Raw genomic sequence first — 19232 nt, 5'->3', positions numbered from 1 at the left:
CAGAGATATCGGATCAGATGGGAGAGAGTCGGGATGCTGAAAAGGAGACTGGAATTTTGCTTTTTATATATGATGCTTATCGGAGCATATGTCATATGGTTTTTTCCGGTTTCCAGGCTTGAGTTTTACGGAGGAGTGCTTTGCTATGCAAGCATTATTTTGTTCAGCATCTATTCGTTAATTCTTGAAAACCGCACCTCGCAGCACACGCTGTTATGGATTCATATTCTTGTGTTTTTTCCGATCGCCGGGTACTTATTTTACCTTTTTTCCGGCCAGCTTTATGAAAAAGGCAAGCTGTTCAGGTCGAAACGGACATACAACCGGGAAAAGCTGAGAACGATATTTGATATGGAACAAACTCCCGATCTGTCCGGGCTGAAAGGAAATCAGAAGCGTTTCTTTCAATATTCAATCAAGGCGTCCCATATGAATATCAATACAAAAAGCAGGCTGAAGGTGCTTAAAAACGGGGATGAAACATTTCCGGAGCTGTTTGAGGCGCTCCGGGAGGCCGCGTCATTTATACATATTGAGTATTACATGTTCAAATCAGACATGCTCGGGCACAAGATGATGGACATTATGATGGAAAAAGCGCGTCAAGGCGTGGAAGTGCGGTTTTTGTTCGACGCGGCCGGCAGCCTGAAGCTGGCCGGAAAAGATATTAAAAAACTGAAACGCGCGGGCGTGAACATCGTCCCGTTTCTGCCGCTGAAATACGGTTTTTTCAACCAAAAATTCAATTTCAGAAATCACCGCAAGATCGTCATCGTTGACGGGAAAGTCGGTTTTGTCGGCGGGCTGAATGTCGGCAAGGAGTATATCGGCAAAGACCAAGATGTCGGCTTTTGGCGGGACACCCATATGAAAGTCGAAGGAGAAATCGTTCAGACGCTTCACAGCATTTTTATGCTTGATTGGGAATACGTTTCAGATGAGGTGCTGATTGATCAGAAAGCATATACCCGCCCGGTTGCGGCAGAAAGCGGCGGCGTCTATCAAGTCGTTCCGACAGGCCCCGATATGAAGGAGCGGATGAGCGATCTGTATTATGCCATGATAGCGGCGGCCGAATCGTCTGTATGGATCGCGACGCCTTATTTCGTGCCGAATGAGCCGATCCGCACAGCGCTAAAGGAGGCTGCTGCCAGAGGCGTCCGGGTGCGTGTCATGGTGCCGGAAACCAATGACGGATTTTTAACCCAGTACGCGACGAGATCGTATTTCCCCGAGCTTCTTCGCGAAGGAATCGAAGTCTATTCCTATCAAAAAGGCTTTATGCATCAAAAGGTGCTCATCACTGACGGAAACCTCGCCTCTGTCGGGACGGCGAACATGGACATGAGAAGCTTTCAGCTGAACTTTGAAGTCAATGTCTTTTTTACAGATCAAGAGGCGATCAAAGATCTTGAAGCGCATTATCTGGAGGATATGAAGGAGTCTGAAAAAATCAGCCCCGTCCGTTTCTATAAGCGCACATTATGGGAAAGAACGAAGGAATCCTTCGCACGGTTATTTTCCGGCGTTTTATAAAAAACGCTTTTAAAACTCCTTGTGTATAGTATAATTGAGAAATATTATCATTAAGAACGAGGCACAAGGAGGACGGAATCGTGCTGCGACAATTTTTTTCTTATTATAAACCGTACAAGAAGCTGTTTTTTCTCGACTTCTTTTCTGCTATCGCCGGCGGATTGATGGAGCTGAGTTTTCCTCTGATTGTCAATTACTTTATCGATACATTGCTCCCGGGGCGGGATTGGAGTCTGATTATTTTGACTTCTGCGGCTTTATTCGGGGTGTACGCCCTCAGCTCGGCGCTTCAGTATGTTGTGACGTATTGGGGCCATATGCTCGGCATTAACATTGAAACCGATATGCGGAAAAAGCTTTTTGACCATCTGCAAAAGCTTTCGTTCAAATTTTACGATAACAACAAAACGGGCAGTTTAATGTCCAAGCTCACCAATGATTTGATGTATATCGGAGAAACCGCCCACCACGGGCCTGAAGACCTGTTTATCGCGATCATGACGATTTTGGGCGCGTTCGGTGTGATGCTGTTCATTAACTGGCAGCTCGCGCTGTTGACTTTTATCATTATGCCGGTCGTCATATGGCTTGCTTTGTATTTTAATAAAAAAATGACTTCGGCGTTTACAAAACTGAACAAAGACGTCGGAGACTTCAGCGCGAGGGTTGAAAACAATATCGGCGGCATCCGTCTTGTTCAGGCTTTCAGCAATGAAGCGTTTGAAACGCAGCGGTTTGATGTGAACAATCAGCGTTTCCGCAAAACAAAGCTGACGTCTTATAAAATCATGGCGAAAAACGGCTCGATCAGTTACATGCTGACAAGATTCGTCACGCTGTTCGTCCTGTTGTGCGGGACATGGTTCGTGATCCGCGGATCGCTATCTTACGGGGAATTTGTCGCTTTTGTGCTGCTGACGAACGTTCTGTTCCGTCCGATTGATAAAATCAATGCGATTATTGAGATGTATCCGAGAGGCATTGCCGGTTTTAAAAGCTTTATGGAGATACTGGAAACGGAGCCTGATATCAAGGACGCCCCGAACGCGAGACATGTGTCAGGTTTAAAAGGGAATATCCGCTATGAACAGGTGTCGTTCGGTTACGAAGAAAACAGTCCGGTTCTGTCGGGAATCAATTTGTCCATTCATGCCGGGGAGACAGTCGCATTCGTCGGGCCTTCGGGAGCGGGGAAATCAACGCTGACAAGTCTGCTGCCGCGCTTTTATGAGCCGTCTGAAGGCGTGATTTCCATCGACGGAATCGATATTAAGGACATGACGCTGTCATCTCTGCGCGGACAAATCGGCGTCGTCCAGCAGGATGTCTTTCTGTTTTCCGGCACATTGCGGGAAAACATTGCTTACGGGCGGCTGGACGCGTCTGAGGAAGAAATCTGGCAGGCCGTCCGCCAGGCGCATTTAGAGGATTTGGTAAACGGGTATCCCGACGGTTTAAACACGGTGATCGGCGAGCGCGGCGTGAAACTGTCAGGCGGGCAGAAGCAGCGGCTTTCCATCGCCAGAATGTTTTTGAAAAACCCGTCGATCTTAATTTTAGACGAGGCTACATCGGCCCTCGATACAGAAACGGAAGCCGCCATCCAAAAATCGCTGCAAGAGCTGTCTGAAGGACGCACAACGCTTGTGATCGCCCATCGGCTGGCTACGATTAAGGATGCGAACCGGATCGTCGTCGTCACGAAAGAAGGCATCGCTGAACAAGGGCATCATAAGGAACTGCTGGAATCCGGCGGCATGTACCAGAGACTTCATCAGGCGCAATTCGGCGAGCTGATACATCAATAAAAGAAAAAGGATAGACGAGCGGGGGCCGGGCAGCCTCCTGTCTATCCTTTTTTTATGTAGTCTGTATTTAATGGGCTTCTTTTTGCGCAGGTTCGATGATATGTTTGAAACGGTCAACAAGCTGCACCGCTTTCTTTCCTTCCACTACAATTAAATATTCTTGTTCTTTATGGGCCATTCTGAACGTTTCCAGCTCAATGATATCTTTGATTTTGCACATCGTTTTTTTAGAGTAGATATACAGCTCGTGGCCTCCCGTGTGGCAAAGCTGATAAAGCTGAAGCATGTTTCGTAAAGTGAACTTCTTAGCGGCTATTTTCAAAGATGTAATGTTTTTCATATGTTTTCTCCTCCGTCTGATGGTCTGTTATTTCGGAAATTCCCCATATAAACGGGTGATAAACCTGGTTATGCCTTCCACTTCAGCACTCCGCCCGCCAGGCGTTTGACTCCGCGGATGGCGCTTAATTCTTCGACGAGCCGGAGCAGCGCCCGGTCTTTCTCTTTCGCCTCAATCATAAAATCGATGTCCGTATCCCATTGTCTGAACCGCTCCAGCACCGGCAGAATAAAATTCGCATCCACATAGTCCGCATGACTGCGTACGGCTGATTCCGATTTTGGCGAGGAGAGATGGACCTTCGGCTTTAAGCCGATCCGCTGCCATGTTTTGATCATCCGCGGAAGAATGTCATCTAAATCAGCGTCATCGGTCGGATTGGCGTAAAAATGGTGATAATCAAACACAAACGGAATGCCTTCTTGCTCACATACACTGAGTGTTTCCTCGGACGTATACGTTTTATCATCGTTTTCCAAAGTCATCCGCCGTTTGATGACATCGGGAAGTTCTTTCAGATTCACGCGGAAACGGCCAAGCGCGCTTTGTTTGTCACCGTAAGCGCCTCCGACATGGATGTTGATGACGGAACGGTCCGCGATGCCCATTGCGTCCAGCATGTCATAGTGATAGGCCATATCCTTGACCGCATTTGCGGTAATCTCCTGTTTCGGGCTCGTAAAAAGCGTGAATTGGTTCGGATGAAAGCTAGTTCTGAGATCATATTTTCTGACCAGCCCGCCGATCTCACGGAACTCCTGACGAAACGGCGTAACAAAATCCCACAGCACATCCGGATGGGTGGCGAGCGGCACAATCGAGCTTGAGAATCTGTACAGCGGAATGCCGTGGCCGATCACATAGTGGATGGTGCGCAGCGTATTGGTAAGATTTGCTTTCGTCACAGAAAGCAGGGCCTCTTTCCGCTCACTGCGGGAAAGCTTGGTATAGCGCGCATATGTTAAGGTTTTGGCGGGGGACGCGTCCCAAAGGCACATGGCGTTTGCGACGAATCCGAATCTGAACAGCATATGGTTTCTCCTTTATAAAAAGTAAGATATGGCCTTTCCCAGCCATTCTGCAGGAAGCTGTCTGACGGAGCGCTGTTTCACTTTTTCTAATGTGAGAAGCTCGGATTTTTCAATGTCCTGCTTTATGGTTGAAAGCACTTCCTTTGTAAAGGCTTCATCATGAATGATGACATTCACCTCTTCATTCCAGAACAGGCTCCGTTTATCAAAATTCGGCGTGCCGATAATGCTGATGCGGTCATCTATAATGAAAGCTTTGACATGATAAAAGCCTTGATAATACCGATAGATGAGGCATCCGGCCTTCAGAAGCTCGGGATAATAAGTAAAAGCTGTTTCCCGAACGAGCGGGTGGTCTGACTTCATCGGCACGATCAAGATGACTTTGACGCCTTTTCGGCAGGCTGAAATAAGCGCTTCCTGAAGCTTTTTGCTCGGTACATAATAAGGCGTGCCGATAATGATTTTTTTCTCCGCCTTACGGATGCAGTTTTCATAATGCGATTCAAGCGAAAACCCGTCAGATGCATATGTCCTATGAGAGATATTCCCTTCGGATAATGCCGGATAAACCCCGGATGATCCGGGTGCTTTTCCGGTGTTTCGTTTCAGGTCGCTTACAAAAAGAGTCTGAAGATCCGCCGTGCCTTCGCCGGTTATCCGCAGGTGATAATCCTCCCAGTTTCCGAACTTCGCTTTTTTGCCGAGGTACTCTTCAGCGATATTAAAACCGCCGACATAGCCGATTTTGCCGTCAATGACGGTCACTTTCCGGTGATTCCGTTTTTGCAGCCTGAAAAATAGAAACGGAAATGCCGGTTTATTTAGAAAATGAACGTGAACGCCGGCTTTTTTCATCGTTTGAATAGAAGGCTTTTTCACTGGGCGGCTGCCCGCCCAATCGAGCAGAAGATATACGGAGACGCCGGCCTGGGCCTTTTCTTTCAATAAATGAAACATCTCATGGCTGACTTGGTCGTTCTTCATAATAAAAAACATCATATGAATAGAAGAGACGGCTTGGCGGATATCAGCCGTCATCTGCCGCACAAGCTCGCTGCCGCAGTGAATGAGTGTGATATCACTCTTTTTCGGGTCAAAAACGGGCTCATACGCCTGTTTTTTGTACGCCGCCCGGCCAAGCAGCATATCAAGCAGCATAAGTGCGATCAATATGATAAAAATGACAAGCAACACAAAAATGACCTTCATACCGACGCTCCTTTCCGAAGTATTCGTAGTGTGCCCTGAGAATGTGAATTTAATTATTGACTGAACACTCATTCATTATTTATGATAAAGTAAAGATATGACAATGAAGAGGGGTATCAGAACAAAGGGGGAGACAAGATGAACGCATTTCTCATGGTAAACGCGCTGCTGTTTTCAGCTGTAACCGCTTACGCCGTTTATTTATTCGTTTACCTGATCAGAACGAGGATCGCTTATATTAAGCTCGGCCAAAGGGAAGAATTTGATAAACGCCTGAAAGAACGTCTTCAGAAGATATGGGTGAATGTGTTCGGACAGAAAAAATTGCTGAAAGATAAAAAGAGCGGAATCATCCACGTTCTGTTTTTTTACGGTTTTATACTCGTTCAGTTCGGCGCAATTGATTTTATTCTGAAAGGGCTGCTTCCTGACCGCCATCTGCCGCTCGGTCCGCTTTATCCGGCGTTTAACTTTTTTCAGGAAATCGTCACCTTTCTGATTTTAATCGCCGTAGTCTGGGCGTTTTACCGGCGCTACATTGAAAAGCTCGTCAGACTGAAACGCGGGTTTAAAGCGGGGCTTGTCCTGCTGTTTATCGGCGGACTGATGGTGACGGTGCTTCTCGGGAACGCCATGAACCTTTTATGGCACGATCATTCTCTGTCTTGGACGGAACCGATCGCTTCCTCCATTGCGTTTGTGCTCGGCGGTCTTTCAGCGCCGGCGGCCGCCGCCGTGTTTTATGTTTCATGGTGGCTTCATCTGTTGTTTTTGCTCAGCTTTTTAGTGTACGTGCCGCAATCAAAGCATGCGCACTTAATTGCGGGTCCGGCGAATGTGTTCCTCAGCAGGCTGGATTCAAAAGGAAAGCTGGAAAAAATCGATTTCACCGATGAGACGAAAGAAAGCTACGGCGTCGGAAAGATTGAAGACTTCCGCCGCTCTCAGCTTGTCGACCTTTACGCCTGCGTCGAATGCGGCCGCTGTACAAATATGTGTCCGGCCTCCGGTACGGGCAAGATGCTCTCGCCGATGGACCTCATTTTAAAGCTCAGAGACCATTTGACGGAAAAAGGCGCTGCCGTGACGTCAAAATCTCCGTGGGTGCCCGCGCCCGTTTTTCAGCACACGAAAGCGAATCAGCTCGCCGCGGCTTCCTCAGGGGGAGGATCGCGTGAAGCGGCCGCAGCCATTGATTACAACCCGAGCTTAATCGGCGAGGTCATCACGGAAGAGGAGATTTGGGCGTGCACCACTTGCCGCAACTGTGAAGATCAATGTCCGGTCATGAATGAACACGTTGATAAAATTATCGATCTGCGCCGCTATCTTGTGCTTACGGAAGGGAAGATGGACAGCGACGCGCAGCGGGCCATGACAAGCATTGAAAGACAGGGAAACCCGTGGGGCTTAAACCGGAAAGAGCGGGAGAACTGGCGGGAGCAGGCCGATACAGAGATTCCGACAGTGAAAGAAATGAAAAAGCAAGACAAAGAGTTCGACTATTTGTTTTGGGTCGGCTCAATGGGTTCCTACGACAACAGGAGCCAAAAGATTGCCGTCTCATTTGCAAAGCTGCTTAATGAAGCGGGTGTATCCTTTGCGATTCTCGGCAATAAGGAAAAAAACTCAGGCGATACGCCGCGCCGTTTGGGCAACGAGTTTCTGTTCCAAGAGCTGGCGGAACACAACATCGGCGAATTTGAAAAACACGGAATCAAAAAAATCGTCACGATTGATCCGCACGCCTATAATATGTTCAAAAATGAATATCCTGATTTCGGATTCCGGGCCGAAGTCTATCATCATACTGAATTATTAGCCGAGCTTGTGTCACAGGGGAAACTAAAACCGCTTCACCCGGTGAATGAAACGATTACCTTCCATGACTCGTGCTATTTAGGAAGATACAATGAAGTGTATGAGCCGCCGAGAGCGATCTTAAAAGCCATTCCGGGCGTTCAATTGAAGGAAATGGAGCGCAGCCGCGAAAACGGGATGTGCTGCGGCGCCGGGGGAGGGCTCATGTGGATGGAAGAAGAAACGGGAGCGAGAATCAACACGGCCCGGACTGAGCAGGCGCTTTCTGTCAGTCCGACGGTCATCAGCTCCGGATGTCCTTACTGTCTGACTATGCTCGGTGACGGTACGAAAGCGAAAGAAGCCGAAGACGCGATCGGCACTTATGATGTCAGTGAATTGCTCGCCATGTCTGTATTCGGCGCTGAAAAACAAGAGTCTTTATAGAAAGAAGCGGGCCGCCGGCGCATATGCCGGCGGCTTTGTTTTCGCACATCAGCCGATTTATGAAGGGACGGCTCTAAAATTTCTTAAATTACGCTGTTAAGGGTAGCATATTCTGTTTTAATTTGTTTATAATGAGAGGTATGGTTTATGAACAAAACAATACAAATTCGTTCTTATTATAGGATAGAAACAGATACATATAAGTAATAGAAAGGGAGTGTCCGACCTTGAGTATCAAACAATATTCTCAGGAACAGCTGAAGCAGATGGCTTTAGTTGAAATCGCTCACGAAATTTTCTCAGAACATAAAAAACCGGTTCCGTTCCAGGAGCTGCTGAATGAAATGATCTCCTTGCTCGGTGTTACGAAAGAGGAACTGGGCGACCGTATCGCCCAATTTTATACAGACCTGAACATTGACGGCCGCTTTATTGCTCTGTCAGACCAGACGTGGGGGCTTCGCAGCTGGTATCCGTACGATCAGCTGGACGAAGAAACACAGCCGACTGTAAAAGCGAAAAAGAAAAAAGCGAAAAAAGTCGTTGAGGAAGATCTCGACCTTGATGAATTCGAGGAAGTTGATGAAGATGACATCGATCTCGATGAAATGGAAGAAGATATTGACCTTGACGCAGACAGCTTTGACGACGAAGATGTCGATGAAGAAGATGACGACGAGCTTGAGATCGAAGACGAGATGATTGAAGAAGATGAGGAAGATTATGATGATGAGGAAGAGGATCGCAAAGACTGATTTTATATCGGCAAAACGATCTTGACTTTCATTGTCGAACTATGTAGTATGTATTTTGGGCTCTTCAAAAAGAAGAGAATTCATAAGAGTGCTACGCTCCCTTTCAAGAAATTGAAAGGGAGCTTTCTTATTTTCATCTCCCAAATTCTTTTACACATCATTTGTTTTTAGTGAAATGATTTTCTATAAAACGGCACATTTTAAGGAATGTAGCGCAGACCGAAGAGAGGAGCAAACGAAATGACGAAATATATTTTTGTAACCGGGGGAGTTGTATCATCACTCGGAAAAGGAATTGTGGCTGCATCACTTGGCCGCCTTTTGAAAAACAGAGGCATGAGCGTCACTATCCAAAAATTTGACCCTTATATCAACGTTGACCCGGGAACGATGAGTCCGTACCAGCACGGTGAGGTATTCGTTACCGATGACGGCGCTGAGACTGACCTTGACTTAGGGCATTATGAGCGTTTCATTGACATTAATCTGAACAGATTCAGCAACGTGACGACCGGTAAAATCTATTCTGCCGTATTGAAAAAAGAGCGCCGCGGGGACTACCTCGGCGGAACGGTTCAGGTCATTCCGCACATCACAAATGAACTGAAAGACCGCGTGTACCGTGCAGGCAAAGAAACAAACGCAGATGTAGTCATTACTGAGATCGGCGGAACAGTGGGAGACATCGAATCCCTTCCGTTCCTTGAAGCCATCCGTCAAATGAAAAGCGACATCGGCCATGAAAACGTGATGTACATTCACTGTACGCTTGTTCCGTACATCAAAGCGGCGGGCGAGCTGAAAACAAAACCGACGCAGCACAGCGTAAAAGAGCTGAGAAGCCTCGGTATTCAGCCTAATATCATCGTCGTGCGCACGGAAATGCCTATTTCTCAAGATATGAAAGATAAAATCGCGCTCTTCTGTGATATTGACACGAAAGCGGTCATCGAGTGCGAAGATGCGGACAACCTTTACTCCATCCCGCTTAACCTTCAGGAGCAGGGACTCGATAAGCTTGTCTGCGATCATATGAAATTAGAATGCAAAGACCCGGATATGACGGAATGGAAAGACCTTGTCACGAAAGTGAAAAACTTGTCTAAAACCATTACAATCAGCCTCGTCGGTAAATACGTCGAGCTTCAGGACGCTTACATTTCAGTCGTTGAATCACTGCGCCACGCCGGCTATGCGTTTGACGCTGATGTGAAGATCAAATGGATTAACGCCGAAGAAGTGACAGAAAGCAATATTCAAGAGCTGACTGGCGGCACAGACGGAATCATCGTGCCCGGCGGTTTCGGAGACCGCGGCGTAGAAGGGAAAATCATCGCCGCCAAGTATGCGCGTGAGAATAAAATTCCGTTCTTCGGCATCTGCCTCGGTATGCAGATTGCATCCATTGAATATGCGCGAAACGTATTAGGTCTGGAAGGGGCTCACTCTGCGGAGATCGATCCGTCCACTCCTTATCCGATCATCGACCTTCTGCCAGAACAAAAAGATGTCGAGGATCTTGGAGGAACGCTTCGTCTCGGACTGTACCCTTGTAAGCTTCAGGAAGACACGAAAGCCTTCGAAGCGTATGCGGATGAAGTGGTATACGAACGCCACCGCCACCGTTATGAATTCAACAACGAATACAGACAGCAAATGGAAGAGAACGGTTTTGTGTTCTCAGGCACAAGCCCTGACGGCCGTCTTGTGGAAATCATCGAGCTGAAAGACCATCCTTGGTATGTCGCTTGCCAGTTCCACCCTGAGTTCAAATCAAGACCGACAAGACCTCAGCCTTTATTCAAAGACTTTATCGGCGCTTCCGTACAAGCTGCAGAACAGAAGTAATAAAAAAAGACTTGCCTCCTTTAAAAGCGGCAAGTCTTTTTTCTGCATCAGGTATATTCCTGCATCATTTCCTTTAATGTAAAGGACAGTGCGTGATAGACATACAGGCCTGTCATTAATGAAGGAAAGCCGTATCTTGTCCCGTCTTCATCAGGCAGAAGCGGCATTTTTAATTTGCTGTCAATATGAACATCACAAAATTCCTCAATCCCGGTTTGATCTTTGATGACAGGAGATACGCCAACGAGGCCGATCCCTTTTTCATAAAGCTTTTGAGCCAGCGCCTGTTCTTCAGCCGTGCCCGGACCTGAACAAAACATCAGCACCCTGTCGCTTTCTGTAATCGAATCAGCTGTATCCGGAAACGCTTTGACGGAAGGCATCGGTTCTGAGCCGAGTTCCGCCTCGCACAAAATGCCCTGCATCTCATTTGCGCCGTATAAATAAATGGTATGACCGCTGACGGCTGCCTGCGCCAGCAGGCGCGCGCCGTCTTCTATTGCTTCGGATTCCTTATCCTGAATGCGGGAAAAAATGCCTGCAAGCTGTGTCGTAAATATCTTTAACATGAGTGAAACCTCCTTTACACATACAAGAACAGTATACAACAAAAGAGAAAATGCTCAGAAAATGTCGGAAAGTAGACTATTATAATTAAAGGAAATGTGAAAATCAAACAGAATACATAAACAACTGCTTCCTTTTGACGAAAATGATAATATTGGGGTGTAAAATGATGAATGAAAAGATTTTAATCGTAGATGACCAATACGGTATACGCATATTGCTCAATGAAGTGTTTCATAAAGAAGGGTACCAGACGTTTCAGGCCGCCAACGGCATACAGGCGCTGGACATCGTAACGAAAGAACGGCCCGATCTCGTGCTTTTAGATATGAAAATCCCCGGCATGGACGGAATCGAAATTCTCAAGCGCATGAAGATGATTGACGAATCCATCCGCGTCATTATCATGACCGCTTACGGAGAACTCGATATGATTAAGGAATCAAAAGAGCTCGGAGCGCTGACCCATTTTGCGAAACCTTTTGACATTGATGAGATCAGAGACGCGGTGAAAAAATATTTACCTCTAAAATCGAATTAATAAAATTAGAAACAATTATGTCATTGTGTTGCCGATTTGTCGAAAAGTTGGTATCCTAGAGATGGAGAAAAAGCGATCTGTTGTTTTACATATGACAGGTTTTTATGGTCATGCTATAGGTGGAAAGCTTTTTTCGAGAAGAAGCAAATCAGGCTACATAAGGAGGACTTTCGACATGCCTTTAGTTTCAATGACGGAAATGTTGAATACAGCTAAAGAAAAAGGATATGCTGTTGGACAATTTAACTTAAATAACCTTGAGTTCACTCAAGCTATTTTACAAGCAGCAGAAGAGGAAAAATCCCCGGTTATTCTTGGTGTTTCAGAAGGCGCGGGACGCTACATGGGCGGCTTCAAAACAGTGGTTGCCATGGTTAAAGCTCTTATGGAAGAATACAAAGTGACAGTTCCTGTCGCCATTCACTTAGACCACGGTTCAAGCTTTGAATCTTGTGCGAAAGCGATTCATGCAGGTTTCACTTCTGTAATGATCGACGCATCTCACCACCCGTTTGAGGAAAACGTAGCAACTACAGCTAAAGTGGTTGAGCTTGCTCATTTCCATGGCGTTTCAGTTGAAGCTGAGCTTGGAACTGTAGGCGGACAGGAAGATGACGTGATCGCTGAAGGCGTAATCTATGCTGACCCTAAAGAGTGTCAAGAACTTGTAGAGCGCACTGGCATCGACTGCCTTGCACCTGCACTGGGTTCTGTTCACGGCCCTTACAAAGGCGAACCGAACCTCGGTTTCAAAGAAATGGAAGATATCGGCAAATCAACCGGCCTTCCGTTAGTACTTCACGGCGGTACAGGAATTCCGACTGCCGACATTAAAAAATCAATCTCACTTGGTACGGCTAAAATCAACGTAAACACTGAAAACCAAATTTCTTCTGCAAAAGCTGTCCGCGAAACATTGGCAGCTAAGCCGAACGAATACGATCCTCGTAAATATCTTGGACCTGCTCGTGAAGCGATCAAAGAAACGGTTATCGGCAAAATGCGTGAGTTCGGTTCTTCAAACCAAGCTTAATCCAATGTAACATCCATAAACCGCCTGACAGCATTGACAGGCGGTTTTATGTCTTACCTTTAGAAAGCGCAATCATGTTTTACAGTTCTGAAAATTTATTACTGGGGAGGCTTTCCTTATGTTATTTTTCATTGATACAGCAAACATTGACGAGATTAAAGAAGCTTATGAACTTGGCGTTCTTGCCGGAGTTACGACAAACCCTAGTTTAGTGGCGAAAGAAGCTGACGTGTCTTTCCATGACAGACTTCGTGAGATTACGGAAGTCGTGAGCGGATCAGTAAGCGCGGAAGTCATTTCCCTGAATGCTGAAGAAATGATTGAAGAAGGTAAAGAACTTGCAAAAATCGCACCGAATATCACGGTGAAAATCCCGATGACGTCTGAAGGGTTAAAAGCCGTAAAAGCGCTGAGCGACCTGAACATTAAAACAAACGTAACGCTCATTTTCAGCGCCAACCAAGCGCTTTTGGCGGCAAGAGCCGGGGCGACTTATGTATCTCCGTTCTTAGGCCGTCTGGATGACATCGGCCATAACGGTCTTGAACTGATTTCAGAAATAAGACAGATTTTTGACATTCATGACATTGATACACAAATCATCGCAGCTTCCATCCGTCATGCGCAGCACGTGACTGAAGCCGCTTTACGCGGTGCGCATATCGGTACGATGCCGCTGAAAGTCATTCACCAGCTGACGAAACATCCGTTAACGGATAAAGGCATCGAGCAATTCTTGGCAGACTGGAATAAATAAAGATAAATAGGGCGGCAAACCGGTTGCATCCGTTTGCCGCACCCTTATGTTTTCCTGTTTGGCAGCGGGCCTTCAGTATCAAAGTGAAGAGTGTGTTTCCCCGGAATGTGAACCCGGCGGGCCTCTGTGCATCCTGTGTTAAAAATGCCCCGCAAAGCTTCGCTATTTTCTTCCTGTTATTTTATAATGTCCTTGTATTCTTTCTCTTCGAATTGGCTACATTTTGGACAAGAGCTTTATTTGCAGAGACAGAATAAAATGCCATTTTATTTACGCTCCGCAGCTATCTTCTTATGGAAGGAGACTATCATGGAAAAGTTGAATATTGCCGGCGGCGATCCGTTAAACGGAACCGTACATATCAGCGGCGCGAAAAACAGCGCCGTCGCATTGATACCCGCAACCATTCTGGCAAATTCCGAAGTAACGATCGAAGGGCTTCCGGAGATCTCAGATATTGAAACGCTGCGTGACCTGCTGAAAGAAATCGGCGGAAACGTCCATTTTGAAAAAGGAGAAATGGTCGTCGACCCTTCCCCGATGATCAGCATGCCGCTTCCCAACGGCAAAGTGAAAAAACTCCGCGCTTCCTATTACTTAATGGGCGCGATGCTGGGCCGCTTCAAACAGGCGGTCATCGGACTGCCGGGCGGATGCCATCTCGGGCCGCGGCCGATTGACCAGCACATCAAAGGGTTTGAAGCGCTTGGGGCGGAAGTCACCAATGAACAAGGCGCGATTTATCTGCGCGCCGAAAGGCTGAGAGGCGCACGGATTTATTTAGATGTCGTCAGCGTCGGAGCGACGATCAATATCATGCTTGCCGCTGTACTGGCTGAAGGTAAAACCGTGATAGAAAACGCCGCCAAGGAACCTGAGATTATTGATGTGGCCACATTGCTCACCAGCATGGGCGCAAAGATCAAAGGCGCGGGAACCAATGTAATCAGAATCGACGGCGTAAAAGAGCTGCACGGATGCAGGCATACGATCATTCCGGACAGAATTGAGGCGGGCACCTTTATGATCGCCGGCGCCGCGATGGGGAAAGAAGTCATTATTGATAATGTCATACCGACTCACCTGGAGTCTTTAACGGCGAAGCTCAGGGAAATGGGTTTTCACATTGAGACGAGTGACGATCAGCTTCTTATGCTCGGCGGGCAGAAGCAGATAAAACCGGTCGACGTAAAAACGCTTGTTTACCCGGGATTTCCGACTGATCTTCAGCAGCCGATGACATCTCTGTTAACGAGAGCCAGCGGCACGAGCGTCGTAACCGACACCATCTACTCGGCCCGATTTAAACATATAGATGAGCTGAGACGGATGGGGGCCAACATGAAAGTGGAAGGCAGGTCGGCCATTATCACCGGTCCGGCCGAGCTTCAGGGCGCAAAAGTAAAGGCGAGCGATCTGCGTGCAGGCGCTTGTCTGGTCGTCGCCGGGCTCATGGCTGACGGCGTAACCGAAATTACCGGTCTCGAGCATTTAGACCGCGGCTACAGCAATCTTGAGAAAAAACTCGAAGGTCTGGGCGCCACAATCTGGCGGCAAAGGCTGACGGACGAAGAGATAGAACAGCTCCAAAATTCATAGAAATGCGGACTTTTGAGAGGAGATCGTGTTGAAATGGAAAGAAGCTTATCGATGGAATTGGTTCGAGTCACTGAAGCGGCGGCTTTAGCATCTGCCAGATGGATGGGCCGCGGGAAAAAAGATGAAGCTGATGATGCGGCGACAAGCGCAATGCGTGACGTGTTTGACACGGTGCCGATGAAAGGCACGGTCGTGATCGGGGAAGGCGAGATGGATGAAGCGCCGATGCTTTACATCGGCGAAAAGCTCGGAAACGGATACGGCCCGCGCGTCGATGTCGCCGTCGATCCTCTTGAAGGCACAAACATCGTAGCGAGCGGCGGCTGGAATGCGCTGACGGTGATCGCGGTCGCCGACCATGGAACACTGCTGAACGCCCCGGATATGTATATGGAAAAAATCGCGGTCGGTCCCGAAGCGGTAGGCTGCATCGATATCGAAGCGCCTGTCATTGATAACTTAAAAGCCGTTGCGAAAGCGAAAAACAAAGACATTGAAGATGTCGTGGCAACCATTTTAAATCGTGACAGACATGAAAAAATCATCTCTGAATTGCGTGAGGCGGGCGCCAGAATCAAACTGATCAACGACGGTGATGTCGCGGGCGCCATCAATACGGCCTTTGACCATACGGGAGTAGACATTCTCTTCGGTTCAGGCGGGGCTCCTGAAGGCGTGCTGTCTGCCGTTGCGTTAAAAGCGCTCGGCGGCGAAATCATAGGCAGGCTTCTGCCGCAAAGTGCGGAAGAGCAGGCCCGCTGTGAGCGAATGGGCCTTGATGTATCCAAAGTGCTCCGGATGGAGGACCTTGTGAGAGGGGATGACGCCATTTTTGCCGCAACGGGCGTCACGGACGGAGAGCTGCTGAAAGGCGTTCAGTTCAAAGGCTCCGTCGGTACGACTGAAAGTCTGGTCATCCGGGCGAAATCAGGAACGGTCCGATTCGTTGACGGAAGACACAGCCTGAAGAAAAAACCAAATCTTGTGATCCGGCCATAAATAGAGAAAAGCGGGACGGAAAGTCCCGCTTTTCTTTTGCAATAAAGAGTCAACCCTATCATTTATATGTCAAAGCATTATTTAAGTTGAATAATTTTTTGAAATGAGGTAAAAATAAAGAGTGCTGCGATTTTTCTGTGTCATTCCTTCTTTTGAGTACTGGGAAATTTTCAAATTCTACCGCATACAGACGATATAAATATTGATCTTCTCAAGTTTTTGTCCTCGCTTCCTTCAAAACTCATTAAGACATTCCTTTTTTAAAAAAGCGCCGATCATGGGTGGAAGTGTTACCGATAGAAGTTCCTGAACGTTTTATAAAAGAATGTGCTTTGGCGGAATCATGCGAAGCAGCCGATTTGAATGAAAACAGCAATACATTGACTATGAAAAGCGTGGTGTTTTTATGAAAGACGTATCTATTTCCTCTTTGGAAAATATGAAATTAAAAGAACTATATGAACTGGCCAGACATTATAAAATCTCCTACTACAGCAAACTGACTAAAAAAGAATTAATCTTTGCCATTCTGAAAGCCAACGCCGAGCAGGAGGATCTTCTGTTTATGGAAGGCGTGCTCGAAATCATCCAATCGGAAGGATTCGGCTTCCTCAGACCGATTAATTACTCGCCGAGCTCAGAAGACATCTACATTTCTGCTTCCCAGATCCGCCGCTTTGATTTAAGAAACGGTGACAAAGTATCCGGCAAGGTGCGTCCGCCGAAAGAAAACGAACGCTATTACGGACTTTTGCACGTTGAAGCGGTAAATGGAGATGATCCGGAATCTGCGAAAGAGCGCGTTCATTTTCCCGCGCTGACTCCGCTTTATCCGGACCGCCAAATGGTGCTTGAGACGAAACCGAATTATCTCTCAACAAGAATTCTCGATATGATGGCTCCCGTCGGTTTCGGCCAGCGCGGTCTGATCGTGGCGCCGCCGAAAGCCGGTAAAACCATGCTGTTGAAAGAAATCGCTAACAGCATTACGACAAATCAGCCTGATGCTGAATTGATCGTTCTCTTAATTGATGAAAGACCGGAAGAAGTAACGGATATTGAACGTTCCGTAGCGGGCGATGTCGTCAGCTCGACATTCGATGAAGTGCCGGAAAATCACATTAAGGTAGCGGAGCTTGTGCTTGAACGGGCGATGCGTCTCGTTGAACACAAAAAAGACGTTATCATTCTGATGGACAGCATTACCCGCCTGGCACGGGCCTACAACCTCGTTATCCCGCCAAGCGGACGTACGCTTTCCGGCGGGATTGACCCGGCTGCGTTCCATCGTCCGAAGCGCTTTTTCGGTGCCGCGCGAAACATTGAAGAGGGCGGCAGCCTGACCATTTTGGCGACGGCGCTCGTAGACACGGGCTCCCGGATGGATGACGTCATCTATGAAGAGTTTAAAGGAACGGGCAACATGGAGCTTCACCTTGACCGTTCTCTTGCGGAAAGACGGATTTTCCCGGCGATCGATATCCGCCGCTCCGGCACACGGAAGGAAGAGCTGCTCGTGCCGAAAGAGCATCTTGACCGTCTATGGGCGATCCGCAAATCGATGTCTGATTCTCCGGACTTCGCAGAGAAGTTTATGAGAAAAATGAAAAAAACAAAAACGAATCAAGAATTCTTCGATCTGATCAACCAAGAATGGAAGCAGGCGAACCTTTCATCATCAGCCCGCCGCTGATAAAAAATGTATTTGCAAATGCAGTAAATGACTGATATAATTCTCTCATATGCGTTCCGGATTACTCCGGAATAATAACTCTGTTTCCACACGGGATTCAGGGCGGAAGGAGATGGATACAATGAAAGCAGGAATTCATCCTAATTTCAAAAAAGCAACAGTTAAATGCGCTTGCGGAAATGAATTTGAAACAGGCTCAGTAAAAGAAGAGGTACGCGTTGAGATTTGCTCTGAATGCCACCCATTCTACACTGGACGTCAAAAATTCGCTTCTGCTGATGGTCGTGTTGATCGCTTTAACAAAAAATACGGTCTTAAGTAATAATAGATTTTACAGGCAGGCAAGAATTGCTTCTTGCCTGTTTTTTATGTCCATAAACAGGAAAAAAAGGGGAGCGGATAGCCTATGTACATAATGAAGCAAAGCGGATGGCTTGAGCTGATATGCGGCAGCATGTTCTCTGGGAAATCAGAAGAGCTGATCCGCAGAGTGAAAAGAGCGACATATGCGAAGCAGGAGGTCAAGGTGTTCAAACCTGCTATTGATAATCGCTACAGTGAGGAGGCCGTCGTTTCTCACAACGGCACATCCATGACAAGCCACGTCATCTCGTCTTCGGCTGAAATATGGGATCATATCAGTGAAAGCACGGACGTCATCGCGGTAGATGAAGTGCAGTTTTTCGGCGAATCGATCATCGGCGACTTATCCTCGCTTGCGGATAAAGGCTATCGTGTCATCGCGGCCGGACTTGATATGGATTTCCGGGGAGAGCCTTTCGGCGTGGTGCCGATTCTGATGGCGGTTGCCGAATCGGTGACGAAGCTGCAGGCGGTCTGCTCCGTTTGCGGGTCGCCGGCAAGCCGTACGCAGCGTTTGATTGACGGGAAGCCCGCTTCCTATGATGATCCGGTCATTTTAGTCGGCGCATCGGAGTCATACGAAGCGAGATGCAGACATCATCACGAAGTGCCGAAAAAACAGTCTGATAAATAACCCTTTTCATGAAAACATCGGTAAAAAATCCGGTGTTTTTTTGACGTTTTTTCAAAAATTGTAGTTAAATAACTTAAAAAAGAGTATGAAAAAATTAAGTAATTTTCATCTCTTGAATTTTCATTTTTACAGGCATAAAATGACTAAGTAATGTAAATAGTTATGAGACATTGTTCGAATAATTGTCAAAAAAAGATATAGCAGATCGCGATCACACTAGCCAAAACGGGTAATTACTTAACTTTGTTAACTATTTGAAGAAAGAAGGA

17 protein-coding genes and 1 pseudogene are annotated in these 19232 nt (G+C 47.1%); 14 read left to right on the top strand and 4 right to left on the bottom strand.

Annotation, left to right across the window (positions count from 1 at the left end; genetic code table 11):
• The first annotated feature begins 33 nt into the window (after window positions 1-33).
• A complete protein-coding gene (gene cls, locus GNE05_RS18965; RefSeq protein ID WP_021494799.1) occupies window positions 34-1536 on the top strand; it encodes a cardiolipin synthase in 1503 nt (500 codons plus the stop codon).
• Window positions 1537-1616: 80 nt separating this feature from the next.
• A complete protein-coding gene (locus GNE05_RS18960) occupies window positions 1617-3344 on the top strand; it encodes an ABC transporter ATP-binding protein (protein WP_160183088.1) in 1728 nt (575 codons plus the stop codon).
• Between the two features lie 67 nt (window positions 3345-3411).
• Here GNE05_RS18960 and GNE05_RS18955 read toward each other — a convergent pair whose 3' ends face one another.
• From GNE05_RS18955 to cls (GNE05_RS18945), 3 genes are all read right to left on the bottom strand, one after another.
• Complete coding sequence (locus GNE05_RS18955) at window positions 3412-3684, bottom strand: hypothetical protein (RefSeq protein ID WP_003151087.1); 273 nt, start codon at window positions 3682-3684, stop codon at window positions 3412-3414.
• Between the two features lie 68 nt (window positions 3685-3752).
• Window positions 3753-4715, bottom strand: coding sequence for a UV DNA damage repair endonuclease UvsE (gene uvsE, locus GNE05_RS18950; RefSeq protein WP_154817746.1), 963 nt, complete (start codon window positions 4713-4715; stop codon window positions 3753-3755).
• Between the two features lie 12 nt (window positions 4716-4727).
• Window positions 4728-5927 (bottom strand): cardiolipin synthase, encoded by a 1200-nt coding sequence (gene cls, locus GNE05_RS18945; protein ID WP_160183087.1) that lies wholly within the window; start codon window positions 5925-5927, stop codon window positions 4728-4730.
• Between the two features lie 138 nt (window positions 5928-6065).
• Here cls (GNE05_RS18945) and GNE05_RS18940 point away from each other — a divergent pair, with 138 nt between their 5' ends.
• From GNE05_RS18940 to pyrG, 3 genes are all read left to right on the top strand, one after another.
• Window positions 6066-8174, top strand: coding sequence for a (Fe-S)-binding protein (locus GNE05_RS18940; RefSeq protein WP_160183086.1), 2109 nt, complete (start codon window positions 6066-6068; stop codon window positions 8172-8174).
• 227 nt (window positions 8175-8401) lie between these two features.
• Window positions 8402-8929, top strand: a complete 528-nt coding sequence (rpoE, locus tag GNE05_RS18935; protein ID WP_014419114.1) for a DNA-directed RNA polymerase subunit delta — start codon at window positions 8402-8404, stop codon at window positions 8927-8929.
• 240 nt (window positions 8930-9169) lie between these two features.
• Entirely contained in the window at window positions 9170-10777 is a 1608-nt protein-coding gene (gene pyrG / locus GNE05_RS18930; RefSeq protein ID WP_003151098.1) for a glutamine hydrolyzing CTP synthase, read from the top strand.
• A 47-nt stretch (window positions 10778-10824) separates the two neighbouring features.
• Here the strand turns inward: pyrG and GNE05_RS18925 are convergent, their stop codons facing one another.
• Window positions 10825-11346, bottom strand: a complete 522-nt coding sequence (locus GNE05_RS18925; RefSeq protein ID WP_014419112.1) for a DUF2529 domain-containing protein — start codon at window positions 11344-11346, stop codon at window positions 10825-10827.
• Window positions 11347-11510: 164 nt separating this feature from the next.
• Between GNE05_RS18925 and spo0F the strand changes: the two genes are divergently transcribed.
• The 9 genes and pseudogenes from spo0F (at window position 11511) to GNE05_RS18885 (ending at window position 18963) form a co-directional block, all read left to right on the top strand.
• Window positions 11511-11885: a sporulation initiation phosphotransferase Spo0F gene (gene spo0F, locus GNE05_RS18920; RefSeq protein WP_012118670.1), complete on the top strand. Its 375-nt coding sequence runs from the start codon at window positions 11511-11513 to the stop codon at window positions 11883-11885.
• A gap of 175 nt (window positions 11886-12060) precedes the next feature.
• Window positions 12061-12918: a class II fructose-bisphosphate aldolase gene (locus GNE05_RS18915; RefSeq protein WP_003151102.1), complete on the top strand. Its 858-nt coding sequence runs from the start codon at window positions 12061-12063 to the stop codon at window positions 12916-12918.
• 118 nt (window positions 12919-13036) lie between these two features.
• Complete coding sequence (gene fsa / locus GNE05_RS18910) at window positions 13037-13675, top strand: fructose-6-phosphate aldolase (RefSeq protein WP_003151103.1); 639 nt, start codon at window positions 13037-13039, stop codon at window positions 13673-13675.
• Between the two features lie 309 nt (window positions 13676-13984).
• Window positions 13985-15274 carry a UDP-N-acetylglucosamine 1-carboxyvinyltransferase gene (locus GNE05_RS18905; protein WP_007407612.1) on the top strand — a complete coding sequence of 430 codons (1290 nt, stop codon included), beginning with the start codon at window positions 13985-13987 and terminating at the stop codon, window positions 15272-15274.
• Between the two features lie 33 nt (window positions 15275-15307).
• On the top strand, window positions 15308-16273 hold the full coding sequence (glpX, locus tag GNE05_RS18900) for a class II fructose-bisphosphatase (RefSeq protein WP_003151105.1): 966 nt from the start codon (window positions 15308-15310) through the stop codon (window positions 16271-16273).
• 201 nt (window positions 16274-16474) lie between these two features.
• Window positions 16475-16683, top strand: a pseudogene (locus tag GNE05_RS21570) (hypothetical protein).
• On the top strand, window positions 16680-17966 hold the full coding sequence (rho, locus tag GNE05_RS18895; RefSeq protein ID WP_003151107.1) for a transcription termination factor Rho: 1287 nt from the start codon (window positions 16680-16682) through the stop codon (window positions 17964-17966). Before GNE05_RS21570 ends, rho begins: the two are co-directional and overlap by 4 nt.
• A gap of 121 nt (window positions 17967-18087) precedes the next feature.
• Complete coding sequence (rpmE, locus tag GNE05_RS18890) at window positions 18088-18288, top strand: 50S ribosomal protein L31 (protein WP_003151132.1); 201 nt, start codon at window positions 18088-18090, stop codon at window positions 18286-18288.
• Window positions 18289-18372: 84 nt separating this feature from the next.
• Window positions 18373-18963 carry a thymidine kinase gene (locus GNE05_RS18885; protein ID WP_160183085.1) on the top strand — a complete coding sequence of 197 codons (591 nt, stop codon included), beginning with the start codon at window positions 18373-18375 and terminating at the stop codon, window positions 18961-18963.
• Window positions 18964-19232: the final 269 nt, after the last annotated feature.

It is taken from the genome of Bacillus sp. AM1(2019), from assembly GCF_009906915.1.
Classification (GTDB): Bacteria; Bacillota; Bacilli; order Bacillales; family Bacillaceae; genus Bacillus; species Bacillus velezensis.
Note: the sequence above shows the minus strand (reverse complement) of the source record. Positions and strands in the feature narration are given on the sequence as shown.